This is a genomic window from Mycobacterium shimoidei (assembly GCF_900417275.1).
Classification (GTDB): domain Bacteria; phylum Actinomycetota; class Actinomycetes; order Mycobacteriales; family Mycobacteriaceae; genus Mycobacterium; species Mycobacterium shimoidei.
In genome coordinates this window covers 4,080,146-4,096,819 of record NZ_UEGW01000001.1, presented here as the reverse complement: position 1 = coordinate 4,096,819, position 16,674 = coordinate 4,080,146, and the positions used below count along the sequence as shown (strand labels likewise).

General features: G+C 66.9%; 21 protein-coding genes. 16 read left to right on the top strand and 5 right to left on the bottom strand.

Annotated features, from left to right (window positions below; all coding sequences use genetic code 11):
* The first annotated feature begins 1 nt into the window (after position 1).
* Entirely contained in the window at positions 2-382 is a 381-nt protein-coding gene (pcaC, locus tag MSP7336_RS19685) for a 4-carboxymuconolactone decarboxylase (RefSeq protein WP_069396659.1), read from the top strand.
* Here pcaC and MSP7336_RS19680 read toward each other — a convergent pair.
* Both MSP7336_RS19680 and MSP7336_RS19675 read right to left on the bottom strand, forming a co-directional pair.
* Positions 379-1,230 (bottom strand): class I SAM-dependent methyltransferase, encoded by an 852-nt coding sequence (locus MSP7336_RS19680; protein WP_069396660.1) that lies wholly within the window; start codon positions 1,228-1,230, stop codon positions 379-381. The genes pcaC and MSP7336_RS19680 overlap by 4 nt on opposite strands.
* Complete coding sequence (locus tag MSP7336_RS19675) at positions 1,230-1,826, bottom strand: DUF2249 domain-containing protein (protein ID WP_069396661.1); 597 nt, start codon at positions 1,824-1,826, stop codon at positions 1,230-1,232. The genes MSP7336_RS19680 and MSP7336_RS19675 overlap by 1 nt, the downstream gene beginning before the upstream one ends.
* Before the next feature lie 54 nt (positions 1,827-1,880).
* Between MSP7336_RS19675 and fdxA the strand changes: the two genes are divergently transcribed.
* The 5 genes from fdxA to MSP7336_RS19650 are packed head-to-tail and all read left to right on the top strand — an operon-like array spanning position 1,881 to position 4,667.
* Positions 1,881-2,237, top strand: a complete 357-nt coding sequence (gene fdxA, locus MSP7336_RS19670) for a ferredoxin (RefSeq protein WP_069396662.1) — start codon at positions 1,881-1,883, stop codon at positions 2,235-2,237.
* Positions 2,234-2,890, top strand: a complete 657-nt coding sequence (locus MSP7336_RS19665; protein WP_069396663.1) for a helix-turn-helix transcriptional regulator — start codon at positions 2,234-2,236, stop codon at positions 2,888-2,890. The genes fdxA and MSP7336_RS19665 overlap by 4 nt, the downstream gene beginning before the upstream one ends.
* Positions 2,887-3,312, top strand: a complete 426-nt coding sequence (locus tag MSP7336_RS19660; protein WP_069396664.1) for a hypothetical protein — start codon at positions 2,887-2,889, stop codon at positions 3,310-3,312. The genes MSP7336_RS19665 and MSP7336_RS19660 overlap by 4 nt, the downstream gene beginning before the upstream one ends.
* A gap of 23 nt (positions 3,313-3,335) precedes the next feature.
* Positions 3,336-3,677, top strand: a complete 342-nt coding sequence (locus MSP7336_RS19655) for a cupin domain-containing protein (protein WP_069396665.1) — start codon at positions 3,336-3,338, stop codon at positions 3,675-3,677.
* A 12-nt stretch (positions 3,678-3,689) separates the two neighbouring features.
* Positions 3,690-4,667, top strand: a complete 978-nt coding sequence (locus MSP7336_RS19650) for an NAD(P)H-dependent flavin oxidoreductase (protein ID WP_113964389.1) — start codon at positions 3,690-3,692, stop codon at positions 4,665-4,667.
* On the opposite strand, the gene MSP7336_RS19645 is transcribed toward MSP7336_RS19650, so the two are convergent.
* A complete protein-coding gene (locus MSP7336_RS19645) occupies positions 4,634-5,317 on the bottom strand; it encodes a helix-turn-helix transcriptional regulator (protein ID WP_069396667.1) in 684 nt (227 codons plus the stop codon). The two genes, MSP7336_RS19650 and MSP7336_RS19645, sit on opposite strands and share 34 nt — an antisense overlap.
* 90 nt (positions 5,318-5,407) lie before the next feature.
* On the opposite strand from MSP7336_RS19645, the gene MSP7336_RS19640 reads away from it, so the two are divergent.
* The gene (locus tag MSP7336_RS19640) at positions 5,408-5,845 is read left to right on the top strand and encodes an Rv2617c family stress response/phage resistance protein (RefSeq protein WP_069396668.1); all 438 of its coding nucleotides are present in this window, start codon (positions 5,408-5,410) and stop codon (positions 5,843-5,845) included.
* 55 nt (positions 5,846-5,900) lie between these two features.
* Here MSP7336_RS19640 and MSP7336_RS19635 read toward each other — a convergent pair whose 3' ends face one another.
* Positions 5,901-6,398 (bottom strand): DUF1990 domain-containing protein, encoded by a 498-nt coding sequence (locus MSP7336_RS19635; protein WP_069396696.1) that lies wholly within the window; start codon positions 6,396-6,398, stop codon positions 5,901-5,903.
* A 33-nt stretch (positions 6,399-6,431) separates the two neighbouring features.
* On the opposite strand from MSP7336_RS19635, the gene MSP7336_RS19630 reads away from it, so the two are divergent.
* Complete coding sequence (locus MSP7336_RS19630; RefSeq protein WP_113964388.1) at positions 6,432-7,295, top strand: aldo/keto reductase; 864 nt, start codon at positions 6,432-6,434, stop codon at positions 7,293-7,295.
* A 50-nt stretch (positions 7,296-7,345) separates the two neighbouring features.
* Positions 7,346-7,960 carry a PaaI family thioesterase gene (locus MSP7336_RS19625; RefSeq protein ID WP_069396670.1) on the top strand — a complete coding sequence of 205 codons (615 nt, stop codon included), beginning with the start codon at positions 7,346-7,348 and terminating at the stop codon, positions 7,958-7,960.
* 3 nt (positions 7,961-7,963) lie between these two features.
* Here the strand turns inward: MSP7336_RS19625 and MSP7336_RS19620 are convergent, their stop codons facing one another.
* Positions 7,964-9,658: a Na+/H+ antiporter gene (locus MSP7336_RS19620; protein WP_069396697.1), complete on the bottom strand. Its 1,695-nt coding sequence runs from the start codon at positions 9,656-9,658 to the stop codon at positions 7,964-7,966.
* 101 nt (positions 9,659-9,759) lie between these two features.
* Between MSP7336_RS19620 and MSP7336_RS19615 the strand changes: the two genes are divergently transcribed.
* From MSP7336_RS19615 to MSP7336_RS19585, 7 genes are all read left to right on the top strand, one after another.
* Positions 9,760-10,200 (top strand): TIGR02611 family protein, encoded by a 441-nt coding sequence (locus tag MSP7336_RS19615; protein ID WP_069396671.1) that lies wholly within the window; start codon positions 9,760-9,762, stop codon positions 10,198-10,200.
* A gap of 62 nt (positions 10,201-10,262) precedes the next feature.
* The gene (gene thrS, locus MSP7336_RS19610) at positions 10,263-12,317 is read left to right on the top strand and encodes a threonine--tRNA ligase (protein ID WP_069396698.1); all 2,055 of its coding nucleotides are present in this window, start codon (positions 10,263-10,265) and stop codon (positions 12,315-12,317) included.
* Positions 12,310-12,861 carry an ATP adenylyltransferase gene (locus tag MSP7336_RS19605; RefSeq protein WP_069396672.1) on the top strand — a complete coding sequence of 184 codons (552 nt, stop codon included), beginning with the start codon at positions 12,310-12,312 and terminating at the stop codon, positions 12,859-12,861. The genes thrS and MSP7336_RS19605 overlap by 8 nt, the downstream gene beginning before the upstream one ends.
* On the top strand, positions 12,843-13,502 hold the full coding sequence (gene pgsA, locus MSP7336_RS19600; protein WP_113964387.1) for a phosphatidylinositol phosphate synthase: 660 nt from the start codon (positions 12,843-12,845) through the stop codon (positions 13,500-13,502). Before MSP7336_RS19605 ends, pgsA begins: the two co-directional genes overlap by 19 nt.
* Positions 13,499-14,482: a phosphatidylinositol mannoside acyltransferase gene (locus MSP7336_RS19595; protein WP_084226494.1), complete on the top strand. Its 984-nt coding sequence runs from the start codon at positions 13,499-13,501 to the stop codon at positions 14,480-14,482. Before pgsA ends, MSP7336_RS19595 begins: the two co-directional genes overlap by 4 nt.
* Positions 14,482-15,612 carry a glycosyltransferase family 4 protein gene (locus tag MSP7336_RS19590; RefSeq protein ID WP_113964386.1) on the top strand — a complete coding sequence of 377 codons (1,131 nt, stop codon included), beginning with the start codon at positions 14,482-14,484 and terminating at the stop codon, positions 15,610-15,612. Before MSP7336_RS19595 ends, MSP7336_RS19590 begins: the two co-directional genes overlap by 1 nt.
* Positions 15,612-16,640 carry an NUDIX hydrolase gene (locus MSP7336_RS19585; protein WP_069396674.1) on the top strand — a complete coding sequence of 343 codons (1,029 nt, stop codon included), beginning with the start codon at positions 15,612-15,614 and terminating at the stop codon, positions 16,638-16,640. Before MSP7336_RS19590 ends, MSP7336_RS19585 begins: the two co-directional genes overlap by 1 nt.
* Positions 16,641-16,674 lie beyond the last annotated feature (34 nt).

Sequence of the window (16,674 nt, the reverse complement as noted above, 5' to 3'; positions counted from 1 at the left end):
AATGAGCGATAGCCGATACGACCGCGGGATGGCCGTGCGACGTGAAGTGCTTGGCGACGGCCACGTCGAGGGGGCCGAGGCCCGAACGACGGATTTCACCCGCGACTTTCAAACTCTGATCACCGAATACGCGTGGGGCGCAATCTGGGCGCGCCCGGGGCTGGACCGCCGCAGCCGCTCGATGATCGCGTTGACCGCGCTGATCGCGCGGGGCCGCGACGAGGAGCTGGCGGCGCACATCCGGGCGGCCCTGCGTAACGGGCTGTCTCGCGATGAACTCAAGGAAGTCCTGTTGCAGACCGCCATCTACTGCAGTGTGCCCGACGCCAACAGTGCCTTTCGGATCGCCCAGGCCGTGTTCGACGAAATGGACGAAAACTAGCGTGCCTTGTGGGCCACGATGGCCACCGCGGTTAACTGGTCGCGATATCTGCGGAAGGTGCGGCGCATGATCAGCACCCGCCGCCGCGCATCGCGATGGGTCAGCAGATTCTTGGCGAATCGCAGTGTCCCGAGCAGACCTTCGTCGGAGACGAGGCGGCGCGGTTGCAGCAGCGCCATCGGCGCCGTTGCGATCTCGTCGACCACCAGGCCGCTGTCGGCCAGCAGCTGGGTCCATTCGGTCACCGTCAGCGGGCGGGCATTGACTTTGATCGCTCGCGCCAGCGACTGGCGGACATCGGTCTTCACCGCTTCGGAGATGTCGTCAGGCGTAAGCGCAAGTTCGTGGATGGCGTAGCGCCCACCCGGACGCAGCACTCGCGACGCCTCGGACACGATGGTGCGCTTGGCGGTGTCGCCCTGCATGGTGAGCATCGCCTCGCCGATTACAACGTCTCTGCTGGCGTCGGGCAGGCCGGTATCCGCGGCGTCAGTAACGCGCACATCGCCGTGTCCGGCCTGGCTTCTCAGAATCTCCTCGACCGTGCGGGCGGCGTCGGGATCTTGCTCGGCGCCGATGTATGACCGCGGGCCGCGGGCCAGGATCTCGGTCGCGGTGCGGCCCAATCCCGGTGCCAGCTCGAGCACGTCGGCATCGGTGACGTCGGCGCGGGCCAACAGCTTGCGGGTCAGCTCGATGCCGCCCGGCCGCAGCACCCGCTTGCCGAGCCGGGCGAGCAGCCAGTGGCCTTGTACCTGGCTGTCGGCGACGGCCCGTTGCGACCGGCTCCGCCGCGTTCGCGACCGTCGCGTGTCGTCGGTCCGGTTGGCCGATGTCGGGAAAGCCATCAGACCGCCTGCCGCACGGTCGGCATCAGCGGGAGGATCTCCCGTTTCTGGTGCACGGTCAAATAGCGTAGGCCATCCGGGCCGGCGCTGAACTGGCGTCGGGACCGCTTAGGCAGCCACAGCAACGCCCCCGGGACCAGCTCGATGTCGCCTCGCTCGGTGGTGAGCCGGCCGCCACCGGCGAGCACGTGGATCAACACGTCGACGTCAGCGCCGGCGTGCGCGTCAATTCCGCCGCCCGGCGCCAGCGAGATGACATTCGAATCCAGATCGCGATCGCGGACCTCCAGCTTCCACACCGCCCCGGCCACGTCGGGCTCGGCTGCGATCTCGCCGGTGTTGGCGAGGACCCGGGGCAGCGGGGTGGTGGCAAGCTTGGTGATCCGGATACGCCAGCGCTCAGGCCCTTTTTCCACGTACTCCCAGCCGTAGCTGCCGGCGTGGTCCAGTTCGAACTCGTCTCGCAGATGCTTGGGATCATGGTTGTTGACCAGCACGAACGACTCACCGACCGACAGGGCGGCATAGGTGGCGAATATCTTCGGGTGTTTTTGCGGCTTGGGTAGCTGTCGGACGTCAAGTTCGTTCTCGGCCATGCAGTTTCATGCCTCCTCTAGTTTTCACAAGTCCACTTGTGTAAACTCTAGCGCATGACGTACGTGATCGGAAAGCCCTGCGTCGACGTGATGGATCGGGCATGCGTCGATGAGTGCCCGGTCGATTGCATTTACGAGGGCGCGCGCGCACTCTACATTCACCCCGACGAGTGCGTGGATTGCGGAGCATGCGAACCGGTTTGCCCGGTTGACGCGATTTATTACGAAGACGACCTGCCCGAGGATCTGCAGCCGTACATAGCCGACAATGCAGCGTTCTTCAGTGAGACGTTGCCGGGACGAGACGAGCCGTTGGGTTCACCGGGGGGAGCGGCCAAGGTGGGGCCGCTGGGCGTGGACGCTCCGCTGGTGGCTAGCCTGCCGAAGGCGGACGAAGCGCAAGGAGCGTGAGCGAGATCGTCAAGACAACAACCGAACCGGTCGGTCATCGCCGTGACGTATTGCGGGTGCTCAAATCGGCGAGCGCCCCGATGAGCATCGCCGCGATCGCCGACGAGCTACATCTGCACCCCAACACCGTGCGCTTCCATCTCGACAGGCTGGTCAATGCCGGCCAGGTCGAGCAGGTGGCGGCGGATCACAAGCGGCCGGGCCGGCCGCCGCTGATGTTTCGGGCAACTGCCCGGATGGACCGGGATGGCCCACGGAGTTACCAGGTGCTCGCCGAGATCCTCAGCTTGGCGTTCGCGGCGGAGAGCGACCCGGGTACAAAGGCTCTGGCTGCCGGTCGGGCGTGGGGACGGCAGCTGCAATCGCCTACCGGAAAGGTAGGAGTCAAGAAATCCGTCGAGCACCTTCTCGAGGTTCTCGACGAGCTCGGGTTCGCACCCGAGCGCCGCGGCCAACATCGGGTCGGTTTGCGGCACTGCCCGTTTCTGGAGCTGGCCGAGGCCCGCACCGCCGTGGTCTGCCCGATCCACCTCGGGCTCATGCAGGGAGCGCTGGAAGCCTGGAACGCGCCAGTGACCGTCGACCGCCTGGACGCGTTCGCGGAGCCAGACCTCTGCCTGGCTCACCTAACCCGAACGGACACCGTCACATGAGTACTGCACCTGCGATCGCCGTCGCCCTGACCTTCCTCTGGCTGGGCATGGTGCTGGCCATTTCATTTTTGGAAGCACCGCTGAAGTTCCGTGCCCCCAACGTGACGCTGCAGATCGGGCTCGGGATCGGCCGGTTGGTCTTTCGGGCACTCAACACCGTCGAGGTCATCCTGGCGGTCGTCATCTTGGTGGCCATGCTGATCGATCTGCCGACTCCGGCTGCCAACGTCGCCTTTGTCGTCGCGTTCGCCGTGCTGGCCGGTCAGCTGCTCCTGGTGCGCCCGTGGCTGAACCGCCGGTCGGACAAGGTGCTGGCCGGCCTCAACGCGCCACGGTCGCGTGCCCACTACGCTTATGTAGGCCTCGAGCTGGTCAAGGTGTTCGCCCTGGCGGCAGCCGGGATCCTTCTACTGTCCAGCTGAAACCGCGACCGAAGGACGCATCGATGGAATCCATCTCGCTGACCGGCTTGGCCGACCAAAAGCTGGCCGAGGCCCGGCAAGCGCACAGTGGGCGCGCCGCGCACACCCTGCACGGGGGGCACGACCACGAACTCCGGCAGACCGTGATGGCGTTGTTGGCCGGTCAGGGCCTTGCCGAACACGACAGCCCCGGTCAGGCGTCGCTGCAGGTCCTGCAGGGGCACGTGCAGCTCATCGCCGGCGACGACAAGTGGGAGGGTAAGACCGGCGACTACGTCATCATCCCGCCGCAACGGCACTCACTGCAGGCCGTCGAGGATTCGGTGATCATGCTGACCGTCTTCAAGAGTCTGTCGACGGCATAGCTGGCATAGCGGGTGCTCTCCACGCAGTGGTCCCGAGCCATGGGGCTGGCGGTGCCGATCGTCAACGCCCCGATGGGCGGAGTCGCCGGCGGACGGCTTGCCGCGGCGGTCACCGCGGCGGGCGGACTGGGCATGGTCGGCATGGGCAGTGCCGGATCGGCGTCATCGCTGCGTGCCGAACTGCAGCACGTGCGCGGCAGGTTCGGCATCGGCTTGGTCGACTGGGTGATGCGCCAGGAACCGGAGCTGTTCGATGCGGCGCTGGCCGCGCGACCGGTACTGTTGTCGGTCAGTTTCGGTACCGACCTGTCATGGGTGACGCCCGCGCATGATGCCGAAATCGCCACGGCCACACAGGTTTACGATGTCGACCAGGCCCGGCGTGCGCAAGACGCCGGCATCGACGTGCTGATTGCCCGCGGCGCCGAAGGCGGCGGCCACGGGGAGGCCAAGATCGCATTGCTGCCACTGCTCGATGCGGTCTTGGACGCGGTGTCGGTACCGGTGCTGGCCGCCGGCGGAATCGCCTCGCCGCGAAGCCTGGCCGCAGTTCTGGCTGCCGGGGCCAGCGGGGTGTGGTTGGGCACATGTTTGTCGGCCTGCCCCGAGGCACTGACCAGCGACGCCGGCCGCCAAGCACTGATCGCCGCGCGCGAAACCGACACCACGGCCACCCGGGTCTTCGACGTCGGCCGCGGACGTCCATGGCCGCAGCGGTTTCCGTCGCGTGTGCTGCGCAACGACTTCGTCGCACGCTGGGACGGCCACGAAGATGCGCTGGCTGACGATCCCGGCGCGCAGGCTGAGCTTGCCGCGGCGATCGAGGCCGAGGATTACCGGGTCGCGCCCGTCGACGCCGGTGAGGGCGTCGGCAAGATCACCGGCGTGGAACCGGTCGCCGACGTGATCGAGCGACTGTGCGCGGGCGCGGAAAGCCTGTTGACCCGTTGGGGCGATCAGTCCCCCGCCGTCACCACCACACAGCACTGATCCGGGTGCGGCTGCAGCCGTGCGCGCGGACAGTGCGGGGTGAACGCCTCGGCCACGCCGGAGATCAGGGCATGGTTCATGCCGCAGGCCAGTTCGGTCTGGCGCTGGGCCAGCGCGTGAAACGGGCAATTGGCCAAGTGGATCTCGTCGTCAACACGTCGTGGCTCGTAACCGTGCTCGGCCAGCACTGCCGCGGCAAGTAAGAGCGCTGACTTGCCGTCGCCCGCCCGTTGGCCGTCGGCGATGGCGCGGCCGTAGTCGCGGGCGATTTGGTGCAGCGCCTCGATGACCGGCACGCCGGTCAGTGCCGACGAGGCGATGGCATCGGCCATCAGTCGCCCGGCCAGCTCGTAGTCGCGTCGCGGCAGGCTGACCGCGATGTCGCGGCGGGCGCGCCGGTACCGCTTCGAGGTCCGTCCGGCACCGGGACCCGACCGCCCGGTCAACCGCGCGTAGTCGCATTCCAGCAGCCCCTCGGCCTCCAGCCGATCGAGGTGGAATTTCGCCTGGTGGCGGGCAATGCCGACGGCCTGCGCCGCCTGGTCACGACTGACCGGCCCGTCTTGCGAGCAGACATACCGGTAAAGGTCACGGCGCACCGGGTCGGCCAGCGCACCGATGCCGGCGGCATCGCGCTGCAGGTCGTCCATTTTGCCCACTTCTAAGTAGTAGAACTCTTGACGTTAGAGTGTACAGGTTCTAACGTCCAAATTAGTATCCGTTAGGTTCAGGAGGAAATCATGACCGCTACCCAAAGCAGTTCCACCACTGTGGACCGACTGAAGGACCCAGCGTTTTCCGCGTATGCGCTGCTGCGTCTCGGGTTCACCGTCGCGCCGATCCTGTTCGGTCTGGACAAGTTCTTCAATTTGCTGACACATCCACATCACTGGAGCATGTATCTGGCCGGTTGGATCGACGACATCGTGCCCGGCACCGCTGACCAGTGCATGTATCTGGTGGGCGTGATCGAGATCGCGGCCGGGATACTCGTCGCGGTCGCGCCGCGCATCGGCGGCTGGGTGGTTGCCGCCTGGCTGGCCGGCATCATCATCAACCTGGTCACCTATTCCGGCTACTACGACATCGCGCTGCGCGACTTCGGCCTGTTGCTCGGCGCCGTCGCGCTCGCCCGGCTGGCGCAGGCGTACCACACGGCCACACCAGCCCGGCACTAGCCGGCCGGACCCTCGGCGACCGCGTGCTCTTGCCGCGGTCGCCGAGCCGTGTTTTCTACACCGCGTGTACGTAGCGCTTGGCGATGATCCGCTGACCCAGCGTGAGCAGTGGCCCGGCGGCTTTGCTCCACCACTTGGCCGGCCGGGAGAACGACGACACTTCGGCGAACACCGCGGCGGTGACCGGGTCGTGGCGCACCACGAAGCGCTCCTCACCGGACTCCGGGTGGCCGGGCAGCGTGCCGTAGGCGAAACCTTTGATGTCGGGTTCGTCGATGACGTAGACCACCCGGCAGGGCGCCCACACGAAACCGAGCCCGACCATGACCACGGCGCCGATGGTGACGACGTCGCTGCTGGCCCGCACCCGCAACCCGGCCCCGCGCTGCATGCCCCAGTGCATCACCGCGGCCGCGGCGTCCTGAAAACGCTTCTGGCCCACTCCGATTTGGCTGGAAAACCCCAGGTACTTGTAGCCAGGCGGCGGGGGACCGGCCGTCGCGCCCACTTCTGGATAGGTCAGCGGAAAGTCTGCCAGCGTGTCTAGGTCCACGCATTTCAGCTTGCCACGCGTACGGTCGGCACTGTGACTGCGCAACTTTCCGGAACGTTGACTCTCGGCGACCTCACGGTCAACCGGCTCGGATACGGCGCGATGCGCCTCACCGGCCCGGGCGTGTGGGGCCCGCCGGCCGACCGCGACGAAGCGGTGCGGGTGTTGCGCCGCGCGGTGGAACTCGGCGTCAACTTCATCGACACCGCAGACTCGTACGGTCCCTACATTGCCGAGGAGATCATCTGCGAGGCATTGCATCCCTATGACGGCGTGGTGATTGCGACCAAGGCGGGGCTGCTGCGCACCGGGCCGGATGTATGGATCCCGCTGGGCAATCCCAGCTACCTGCGCCAGGAATGCGAGATGAGTCTGCGGCGCCTGGGCGTCGAGACCATCGACCTGTTCCAGCTGCATCGGGTGGATCGCAACTTTCCGCTGGCCGACCAGGTCGGCGAGTTGGCCAAGCTGAAAGACGAAGGCAAGATCCGGCACATCGGCCTGTCCGAGGTCACCGTCGACCAGCTCACCGAGGCCCAGCAGATCACCCAGATCGTGTCGGTGCAGAACCTGTACAACCTGGCCGCGCGGACCGCCGAGCCGCTGGTGGACGCCGCGACCGAGCAGGGGATCGCATTCATCCCGTGGTTCCCGCTGGCGGCCGGGCCGTTGGCCGCGCCGGACGGACCGCTGCAGAAGATCGCCGCCGAACACAACGCGACGCCCTCGCAGCTGGCGCTGGCGTGGCTGCTCAAGCGCTCACCGGTAATGCTGCCGATCCCGGGCACATCCAGCGTGGCGCACCTGGAGGAAAACGTCGCCGCCGCCGAGATCACACTGTCCGACGACGAGTTCGAGACACTCGCGGCGGCCGGGGCCCAGCTGAGCGCCAACTGACTCTGCGGCTACCGTGCAAAAGTGCGAGTGGACCGCGCGGTGAGCGCAGAGTGAACGCCAAACATCCCGGCGGCGGATTCAACCCGCCCGAGCCGACGACCAAGGGCGGTCCGGATTACGGCCGGTTCATCGACGCCATGCGAGCGCTGCAGGATCACGCCCGCGCCGTCGACGCACCCGACGAGGTGATCAGCGAGGCGGCCAACCTCATCGAGAAGGTGTCCGACCTGTTGAGCCCGTTCGACACCGACGAATGGCGCTCCCCGTCGGGCCGCCGAATGGACCTGCCGATGCGCGGCAACCTGTTGTCGGTGCCGATGAAGATGAAGAAAACAGACGACGGCCGCATCCGCGGCTGGGCTTACTTTCGCCGGTTTCATCTGGGCCGCAACGGCGCCGTGCATGGCGGCGAGGTCGCGCACCTCTTCGATTCGGTGCTCGGGCTGGCCTCGGCGGTGCTCACCGGTGGGCCCTATCAGCGCACCGCCTACCTGCACGTCAACTACCGCCAGATCGTGCCGATCGAAAAAGAGCTTCACGTCGACGCCGGAATAAGTCGCGTGGACGGCCGCAAGATCTTCGTCGAGGGACGGTTGTGCGACGGCGACACAGTGTTGACCGACGCCGAGGCGCTGTTCGTACGGCTCAAGCCCGGCCAGCCGTAGGCGCTACGCGTCGCGCCAGGGTGATTGCGGCGTGCTCACCGGCAGCGTGCCCTCTTCGTGGTCGAGTTCGCGTCCGAGCACGCGAAGACTGCGGTCCGACAACATGCCGGCGTCGCGCCACCGGACGAGCTCATCGCGCTGGGCATCGATCACGGCCCGGCGCAACCCGATGGTCGCCTCAAACCCTGTGGGCTTGGGAATCTCGTCGGAATCCGCCGACTCCAGCACGTCGATGCGACGGCGATATCGCCTCAGCCGAGCGGATAACTGTTCGCGCACCGCTTCGAGCGCGCGGACGTCGACGTCCTCATCATCGTCGTGTTCGATCTCGTCGAGCCGGTCCAGCGCGGCCTCGACGGCAGCCGCGCGAGCGTGGTTGCGCAGCCGCAGTTCATCGATCGCGTTGGCGCGAACGTCCAAAGCGCGCACCAGCGGCGCGAACGTGCTGCCCTGTCCGATCAGCGTCACCAACACGACCGCGAACGTGCACAACAACAGCAGATCGCGGTTGGGAAAAGGTGCGCCGCTGTGCGTCACCATCGGCACCGCGAAAATCGCCGCGACACTGACCACTCCGCGGGTGCCTGCCCAGCTCAATACGAAGATCTCACGGCCGCTGAGCTTTTCCGAGTCGCCGTTGCGGCCGGCAGCGTCGACGTCCTCATCGGAGTCGGCGACGTTTCCCAGCCGGGTATGCAGCCGGCGGGGAAATAGCTGGGTGAGCACCAACCACAGCGGCCGAACCAGCAGTACCACCGCGACGGTGACAGTGACCGCCACGATGATCGTCGACGTTTCGTAATGCGCCAAGCCGTCGACGATGCCCGGAAGCTGCTGACCGATCAGCAAGAACACCAGGCCTTCGAGCAAAAAGTTGACCAGTTGCCAAACCGCCCGGGTCTGCAGGCGGTTGGCTCCGGATTCCAACCGTGGCGAGTAGTGCCCGACGATCAGTCCGCACACCACGACCGCCAGTACGCCGGAGGCGTGGATCTCCTCGGCCAGCACATAGGCCAAAAACGGTGTGGCCAGCGAGACCGCGTTGGCCGTCAGCACGTCGTGGGTCCAGCGTCGAACGAAACGTCGGCAGAACGCCAGCACCACGCCGACCACCAGACCGCCCACCGCCGCGAGCGCGAATTCCTCAACCGCCGACGGCACCGAGAATTCGGCTCCGCTCGCGGCCGCGATGGCGACCGACAGCGTGGTGAGCGCGGTGGCGTCGTTGAGCAGTCCCTCACCTTCGATCAAGGTGACGATGTTCAGCGGCAGCCCCACCTTGCGCGCGACGGCGAGCGCCGCCACCGGATCGGTGGGTGCCACGGCAGCGCCCAGCACCATGCCCACCGCGATGGTCGTGCCGCCGACCAGCAGGCCGAATGCGACACCGACCGACGCCGCGGTCAGCAGCACAAGAACCACCGACAAGCTGATGACCGTGCGCAGGTTGCGCCGGATCCCGACAAGCGACGACTCCAGCGCCGCGTTGTAGAGCAGCGGCGGCAGGATGCAGGTCATCACGACGTCGGGTGCAAGGCTGACGTTCGGACCCGGCAGCAGCGCATAACCAATGCCGACCAGCGTGAGCAGGCCGGCGCTCGGCAAGCCGGTGCGCACGCTGATCCAGTTCACCACCACGAAGACGCCGATGGCTGCGAGCAATAACGCCAACGCCGTCTGGACCCCCATCCCGCACATTGTGCCGGACACCGGTGATCGCGACGCTCGTGGCGCACTGGTCGACCCGCCGACGGCAAGTATCGGCGCGCGGACGGGCGCACCTAAACTAACGTCTTATCGTGTCCACCGAAAACGAAGCAACGCGCGGCGCCAGCATCAGGCGCCGCTGGGCCCGATGGCGTGACGGGCTGCGCGATCGGCCGGTCGCCGACTTCGGCTACCGCGTCGCGGTTGCCGGGGTGGGGTTCCCGGTGGTCGCGGTCGGCATCGTTGCAATTCCGTATCCAGGTCCGGGATGGGCCATCGTGTTCGTGGGCCTGGCCATTCTCGCCAGCGAATTCGCCTGGGCGCGCAAGTTCCTGAAGTACGTCAGGAGCCGATACGACGCGGTGATGGCCTGGTTCACCCGCAGGGGTTTGTGGACGCAGGCACTGGGCGTCGCGTTCACCGCGGCGGTTGTGGTGACGACGCTATGGCTGCTCGGCGTTGTGCACTGGTCGGCTGCTTTGGTGGGCATCGATCGGCCGTGGTTGACCAGCCCGATCGCCCTGCACTCGTAGTCGGCTGCACCGATAGCATTGGGCACGATCGGAATCAGCCCGCTTACTTGGAGACCGCCGCGATGACCGCCCCCGCAGAACCCGCCTGGCCGGCTGCGATCCGGGTTCCCGCCGGCACGAGCGCGGCCGCCGCGGTGCGCGACGCCGGGTTGCCCGGTCGCGGCGCTCCCGACGCCGTGGTGGTGGTGCGCGACGCCGACGGCAAACTGCGGGACCTGGCCTGGGTGCCTGACGCCGACACCGAGGTGGTCCCGGTGCCGGCCAACACTGACGAGGGTCGCAGCGTGATCCGGCATTCCTGCGCTCATGTGCTGGCCCAGGCCGTGCAGGATCTCTTCCCGGATGCCAAGCTCGGCATCGGCCCGCCGATCACCGACGGCTTCTACTACGACTTCGATGTCCCGAAGCCGTTCACGCCGGAAGATCTGGAGGCGCTGGAAAAGCGGATGCGTCAGATCGTCAAGGATGGGCAGCTGTTTTCCCGGCGAGTGTACGAATCCAAGGACCAGGCCCGCGCGGAGTTGGCCGACGAGCCGTACAAGCTCGAGCTAGTTGACGACAAGTCGGGCGACCCTGCGATCATGGAGGTCGGCGGCGATGAGCTCACTGCCTACGACAATCTCAATCCTCGTACCCGCGAACGGGTTTGGGGTGATTTGTGCCGAGGTCCGCACATTCCGACCACCCGGCACATTCCAGCGTTCAAGCTGACCCGCACCTCGGCGGCCTACTGGCGCGGCGACCAGAACAACGCCAGCCTGCAACGGGTCTACGGCACCGCCTGGGAGTCGCAGGAGGCGTTGGAGCGGCATCTGAGGTTGATCGAAGAAGCACAGCGCCGCGATCACCGCAAGCTGGGCATCGAACTCGACTTGTTCAGTTTTCCGGACGAAATCGGTTCTGGCTTACCGGTTTTCCACCCGAAGGGTGGCATTGTGCGCCGGGAGTTGGAGGAGTACTCCCGGCGTAAGCACATCGAGGCCGGTTACGAGTTCGTCAACACCCCGCACATCACCAAGGCCGAGCTGTTCGCCACGTCCGGGCATCTGGACTGGTACGCCGAGAGCATGTACCCGCCGATGCACCTGGACGCGGAGTACAACGACGACGGCACGGTGCGCAAGCCCGGGCAGGACTACTACCTAAAGCCGATGAACTGCCCGATGCACTGCCTGATTTATCAGGCCCGGGGCCGGTCCTACCGCGAATTGCCGTTGCGGCTCTTCGAGTTCGGCACCGTCTACCGCTACGAGAAATCCGGCGTGGTGCACGGTCTGACCCGAGTGCGTGGCCTGACCATGGACGACGCCCACATCTTCTGCACCCGTGAGCAGATGCGCGACGAACTCGCATCGCTGCTGCATTTCATCCTCGAGTTGCTCAGCGATTACGGCCTGGCCGACTTCTATTTGGAGCTGTCCACCAAGGACCCGGAAAAGTTCGTCGGCTCCGAGGAGATCTGGGACGAGGCCACCGCGACACTGGCCGAGGTGGCCGAGGCGTCGGGTCTGCAGCTGGTGCCCGACCCGGGCGGCGCGGCGTTCTACGGCCCCAAGATCTCGGTGCAGGCCCGCGACGCGCTGGGCCGCAGCTGGCAGATGTCCACCATTCAGCTGGACTTCAACACCCCTGAGCGTTTCGAGCTGGAATACACCGCCGTCGACGGGATGCGCCGGCGCCCGGTGATGATTCACCGGGCGCTGTTCGGATCGATCGAGCGGTTCTTCGGGATCCTCACCGAGCACTACGCGGGGGCGTTCCCGGCCTGGCTCGCGCCGGTTCAGGTGGTCGGCATCCCGGTCGCAGACGACCATGTGCCGTATCTGGAAGATGTTGCCGCACAGCTTCGCTCGCACGGTGTGCGGGTCGAAGTCGACGCCAGCGACGACCGGATGGCCAAGAAGATCGTCAACAACACCAACCTGAAGGTGCCGTTCATGCTGGTGGCCGGTGACCGCGACGCCGCCGCCGAAGCGGTGAGCTTCCGGTTCGGTGACCGCACGCAAATCAACGGGGTGCCGCGTGCCGACGCCGTAGCCGCGATCGTGAAATGGATCGCGGATCGCGAGAACGCTACGCCCACAGCAGATCTGGTGAAGGTAGCCAGCCGTGGCTGACGAGGACTTCATTGTCGACCGCGGCGTCGGTGAGACCGATCACCTGCAGCGGTTGTGGACGCCCTATCGGATGTCCTATCTGGCCGAGGGGCCGCTGAAGCAGGAAAACGACAGCCGTGCACAACCTTTTACTGACATTCCGCAGCTGCCCGACGAAGACGGGCTGGTGGTGGCTCGCGGCGAGCTGGTGTACGCCGTGCTCAATCTGTACCCGTACAACCCGGGTCACCTGATGGTGGTGCCATACCGGCGGGTGTCCGAATTGGAGGACCTCACCGAGAAAGAGAGCGCGGAGCTGATGGCGTTCACGCAGAAGGCGATTCGCGTGATCAAGAAGGTGTCGCGACCGCACGGGTTCAACGTCGGGATGAACCTGGGCACATCGGCGGGCGGATCGCTGGCCGAACACCTGCACATGCACGTGGTACCGCGGTGGGGTGGCGACGCCAACTTCATCACGATCATCGGCGACTCCAAGGTCATCCCGCAGCTGTTGCGCGATACCCGGCAACTGCTGGCCACCGAATGGGCACGCCAACCGTGAGCAGGGTTTTCTCCCGTGAAGGAGTTGCCCACGTCACCACGCCGGTGGCCCGCGCGTTGCTGCGGGCCGGGTTCACCGCCGACGGGGTGACGATCGTCGCGACCGCGGCGGCAGTGGTGGCGTCGTTGACGCTGTTCCCGACCGGGCAGCTGTTCGCCGGGACCTTGGTGATCTGGTTCTTCGTGATGTTCGACCTGGTCGACGGGGCGATGGCGCGAGAAAGCGGCGGCGGCAGCCGGTTCGGGGCCGTGCTGGACGCCACCTGCGATCGGATCAGCGACGGCGCGGTCTTCTGTGGGCTGGCGTGGTGGGCGGCGTTCGGCCTGCGGAGTCCGTCGTTGGTGGCGGCGACGTTGATCTGCCTGGTCACCTCGCAGGTGATCTCCTATATCAAGGCCCGAGCCGAGGCCAGCGGACTGCGCGGTGACGGCGGGTTCATCGAGCGCCCGGAACGGTTGATCATCGTGCTGGTGGGCGCTGGGTTGTCGGATCTGCCGGTGATCCCGCTGCCGTGGGCGCTGCATATCGCGATGTGGCTGCTGGCGGCGGCCAGCCTGATCACTTGCGCGCAGCGCGTGCACACCGTGCGGCACTCGCCCGGGGCAGCTGAACCGCTGAAGCCGGGGAAGAGCGAGTCGTGATCGCTGTCCCGGGGGGTTTGAAGGTGCCCGGGGTGAGCCTGAGCGACTGGGGTTATGCCTCCGGCTGGATGATGGTGCGTTTTATGCCGGAGTTCGCCGCGCGCAACCTGTTCGACGCCGCGGCGCTCTACGCGTCGCGGGGCGGCGGACCCGATCAGCTGCGCAAGAACCTGGCCCGGGTGATCGGCGTGCAACCGGCCGAAGTGCCGGGCTCGCTGATGCGGGCCTCGTTGGCTTCCTACGCCCGGTATTGGCGCGAGGCGTTTCGACTGCCGACCATGAACCACGCCAAGCTGCGCCGGCAACTGGACGACCTTGTTGCCGGCAGGCACCATCTGGAGGCGGCGCTCGCGGCCGGGCGCGGTGCGGTGCTGGCCTTGCCGCACAGCGGCAACTGGGACATGGCCGGGGTGTGGCTGGTCCAGACCCACGGTCAATTCACCACCGTCGCCGAGCGACTCAAACCCGAATCGCTGTACAAGCGGTTCATCGACTACCGGGAAAAGCTGGGCTTCGAAGTCCTTCCGCTGTCCGGCGGCGAACGCCCGCCGTATGGTCTGCTGCGGGAACGGTTGAACGACAACAAGATTGTGTGTTTGTTGGCCGAACGTGACCTCACCCGCAACGGCATCCAGGTCGACTTCTTCGGCGAAGCCACCCGGATGCCGGCCGGGCCGGCGAAGCTGGCGATCGAAACCGGCGCCGCGCTGTTGCCGGTGCACTGCTGGTTTTCCGACGGGGGCTGGGGTTTCGAGGTCTTTCCCGCGCTGGACTGCTCCAGCGGAGACATCGGTGTGATAACCCAGGCGTTGGCGGACCGGTTCGCGAGTAACATTGCCGCACACCCGGCCGACTGGCATATGCTGCAGCCGCAGTGGCTGGCCGATCTGCGCACCGGCGACGATGCGGGCCGGAAGGACCCGACAAGTAGCCGGGCAGACAGCTCCGAGCAGCGACGGGCCAGATTGGGGGACACCTGATGCGTATCGGCATGGTGTGCCCGTACTCGTTCGATGTGCCGGGTGGGGTGCAGTCGCACGTACTGCAGCTGGCCGAGGTGATGCGCTCCCGCGGACACACCGTCAGCGTGTTGGCCCCCGCTTCTCCAGAGGCGCACGTGAAGTTGCCCGACTACGTCGTCTCAGCGGGCAAAGCCATCCCAATTCCCTACAACGGGTCGGTGGCCCGCCTGCAATTCAGCCCCGCGGTGCACGGCCGGGTCCGGCGATGGCTGGCCGACGGCAACTTCGACGTGTTACACCTGCACGAGCCCAACGCGCCGAGCCTGTCGATGTGGGCGCTGCGGGTGGCCGAGGGCCCGATCGTCGCGACATTTCACACCTCGACCACCAAATCGCTGACGCTGTCGGTGTTTCAGGGTGTGCTGCGCCCCTGGCACGAGAAGATTGTCGGCCGGATCGCGGTGTCGGACCTGGCGCGACGCTGGCAGATGGAAGCGTTGGGTTCCGATGCGGTCGAGATTCCCAACGGTGTGGACGTGGCGTCGTTCGCGTCGGCGCCGTTGCTGGACGGGTATCCGCGGGCCGGCAAGACGGTGTTGTTCCTGGGCCGCTACGACGAACCGCGCAAGGGCATGGCGGTGTTGATCGACGCGCTGCCCAGCGTGGTCTCACGTTTCCCGGATGTGCAGCTGATGGTTGTCGGGCGCGGCGACGAAGACGAACTTCGCGACAGCGCAGGCTCGTTGGCGAAGCACCTGTGCTTTATGGGTCAGCTCGACGACGCCGCGAAGGCATCGGCGCTGCGGAGCGCCGACGTCTACTGTGCGCCCAATACCGGCGGCGAGAGTTTCGGCATCGTGTTGGTGGAGGCGATGGCCGCCGGCACCGCGGTGGTGGCCAGCGACCTGCACGCGTTTCGCCGGGTATTGCGCGACGGCGAGGCCGGGCGGCTGGTGCCCGTCGACGACGGTGCGGCTCTGGGTTCCGCGCTGGTCGAGGTGCTGGAGAACGATGTGCTGCGCGAACGATACGTCGCGGCCGGCGCCGAGGCGGTGCGCCGCTACGACTGGTCGGTGGTGGCCAACCAGATCATGCGGGTCTACGAAACGGTCGCCGGTTCGGGTGCCAAGGTCCAGGTGGCCAGCTGATGGTGTGGCTGGTCAGCACCGGCACCGCGCTGGCCGTTTTGCTGGTGTTGCTGCTGGTGCTGGCCGCGTGGGGGTATCAGACCGCGCACCGGCTGGACCGGCTGCACGTGCGCTACGACCTGTCCTGGCAGGCGCTCGATGCTGCGCTGGCACGCCGGGCGGTGGTGGCCCGAGCGGTCGCGCTGGATGCTTTTCAGGGCGCCGCCGAGGGCCGGCGCCTGGCGGCGCTGGCCGATGCCGCCGAGAACGCGCCGCGGCATCGTCGGGAAGCCTGCGAAAACGAGTTGTCCGCGGCGTTGGCGGCCGTGGACCCCGAGTCGTTGCCGTCGGGTCTGGTCGCCGAGCTGGCCGACGCCGAAGCCCGGGTGGTGCTGGCCCGCCGGTTTCACAACGACGCGGTCCGCGACCTTTTGGCGCTGGGCGAGCGACGCATGGTCAAGCTGCTGCGGCTGGGCGGAAGAGCGCCACTGCCAAGCTATTTCGAGATCGCCGAGCGTTCGGGAGCGGCTACACACCATGGCGCATCCGACAAGCGGAGGTCGGCGCGGGTGGTGTTGGTCGACGAGACCGGTGCGGTGTTGCTGTTGTGCGGCTCCGATCCGGCGCTGCCGGCCGACAGCGCGCCGCGGTGGTGGTTCACCATCGGCGGGCAGATCCGCGACGGCGAGGAGCTGGCCGAGGCGGCCGCTCGCGAGCTGGCCGAGGAGACGGGTTTGCGGGTCGACCCGGCCGACATGGTCGGCCCGATCTGGCGGCGCGACGCTGTCTTCCAGTTCAACGGCGCGGTGCTCGACAGCCAGGAGTACTTCTTCGTCTACCGCACCCACCGGTTCGAGCCGTCCGGGACCGGGCGGACCGAGCTGGAACGCCGCTACATCCATTGCCACCGCTGGTGTGACGCCGCCGACATCGCCGCGTTGACGGCCGCCGGTGAAACGGTCTATCCGCTGCAGCTGTCCGAACTGCTGGCCGACGCGGTGTCGGTGGCCAGCGCCGGTGCGCCCGGCGAGTTGCAGTCCATCCGCTAGCCGCCCCGACTTGTGCCGAGTGTGCGGCCAGCTT

Bases quoted from the DNA above. Each gene is read 5' to 3' on its own strand.
- MSP7336_RS19620 (WP_069396697.1), bottom strand. From the start codon at position 9,658: ATGTGCGGGATGGGGGTCCAGACGGCGTTGGCGTTATTGCTCGCAGCC.
- fdxA (WP_069396662.1), top strand. From the start codon at position 1,881: ATGACGTACGTGATCGGAAAGCCCTGCGTCGACGTGATGGATCGGGCA.
- MSP7336_RS19660 (WP_069396664.1), top strand. From the start codon at position 2,887: ATGAGTACTGCACCTGCGATCGCCGTCGCCCTGACCTTCCTCTGGCTG.
- thrS (WP_069396698.1), top strand. From the start codon at position 10,263: ATGACCGCCCCCGCAGAACCCGCCTGGCCGGCTGCGATCCGGGTTCCC.
- MSP7336_RS19640 (WP_069396668.1), top strand. From the start codon at position 5,408: ATGACCGCTACCCAAAGCAGTTCCACCACTGTGGACCGACTGAAGGAC.
- MSP7336_RS19585 (WP_069396674.1), top strand. From the start codon at position 15,612: ATGGTGTGGCTGGTCAGCACCGGCACCGCGCTGGCCGTTTTGCTGGTG.
- MSP7336_RS19655 (WP_069396665.1), top strand. From the start codon at position 3,336: ATGGAATCCATCTCGCTGACCGGCTTGGCCGACCAAAAGCTGGCCGAG.
- pcaC (WP_069396659.1), top strand. From the start codon at position 2: ATGAGCGATAGCCGATACGACCGCGGGATGGCCGTGCGACGTGAAGTG.
- MSP7336_RS19590 (WP_113964386.1), top strand. From the start codon at position 14,482: ATGCGTATCGGCATGGTGTGCCCGTACTCGTTCGATGTGCCGGGTGGG.
- MSP7336_RS19675 (WP_069396661.1), bottom strand. From the start codon at position 1,826: ATGGCCGAGAACGAACTTGACGTCCGACAGCTACCCAAGCCGCAAAAA.
- MSP7336_RS19645 (WP_069396667.1), bottom strand. From the start codon at position 5,317: ATGGACGACCTGCAGCGCGATGCCGCCGGCATCGGTGCGCTGGCCGAC.
- MSP7336_RS19680 (WP_069396660.1), bottom strand. From the start codon at position 1,230: ATGGCTTTCCCGACATCGGCCAACCGGACCGACGACACGCGACGGTCG.
- pgsA (WP_113964387.1), top strand. From the start codon at position 12,843: ATGGGCACGCCAACCGTGAGCAGGGTTTTCTCCCGTGAAGGAGTTGCC.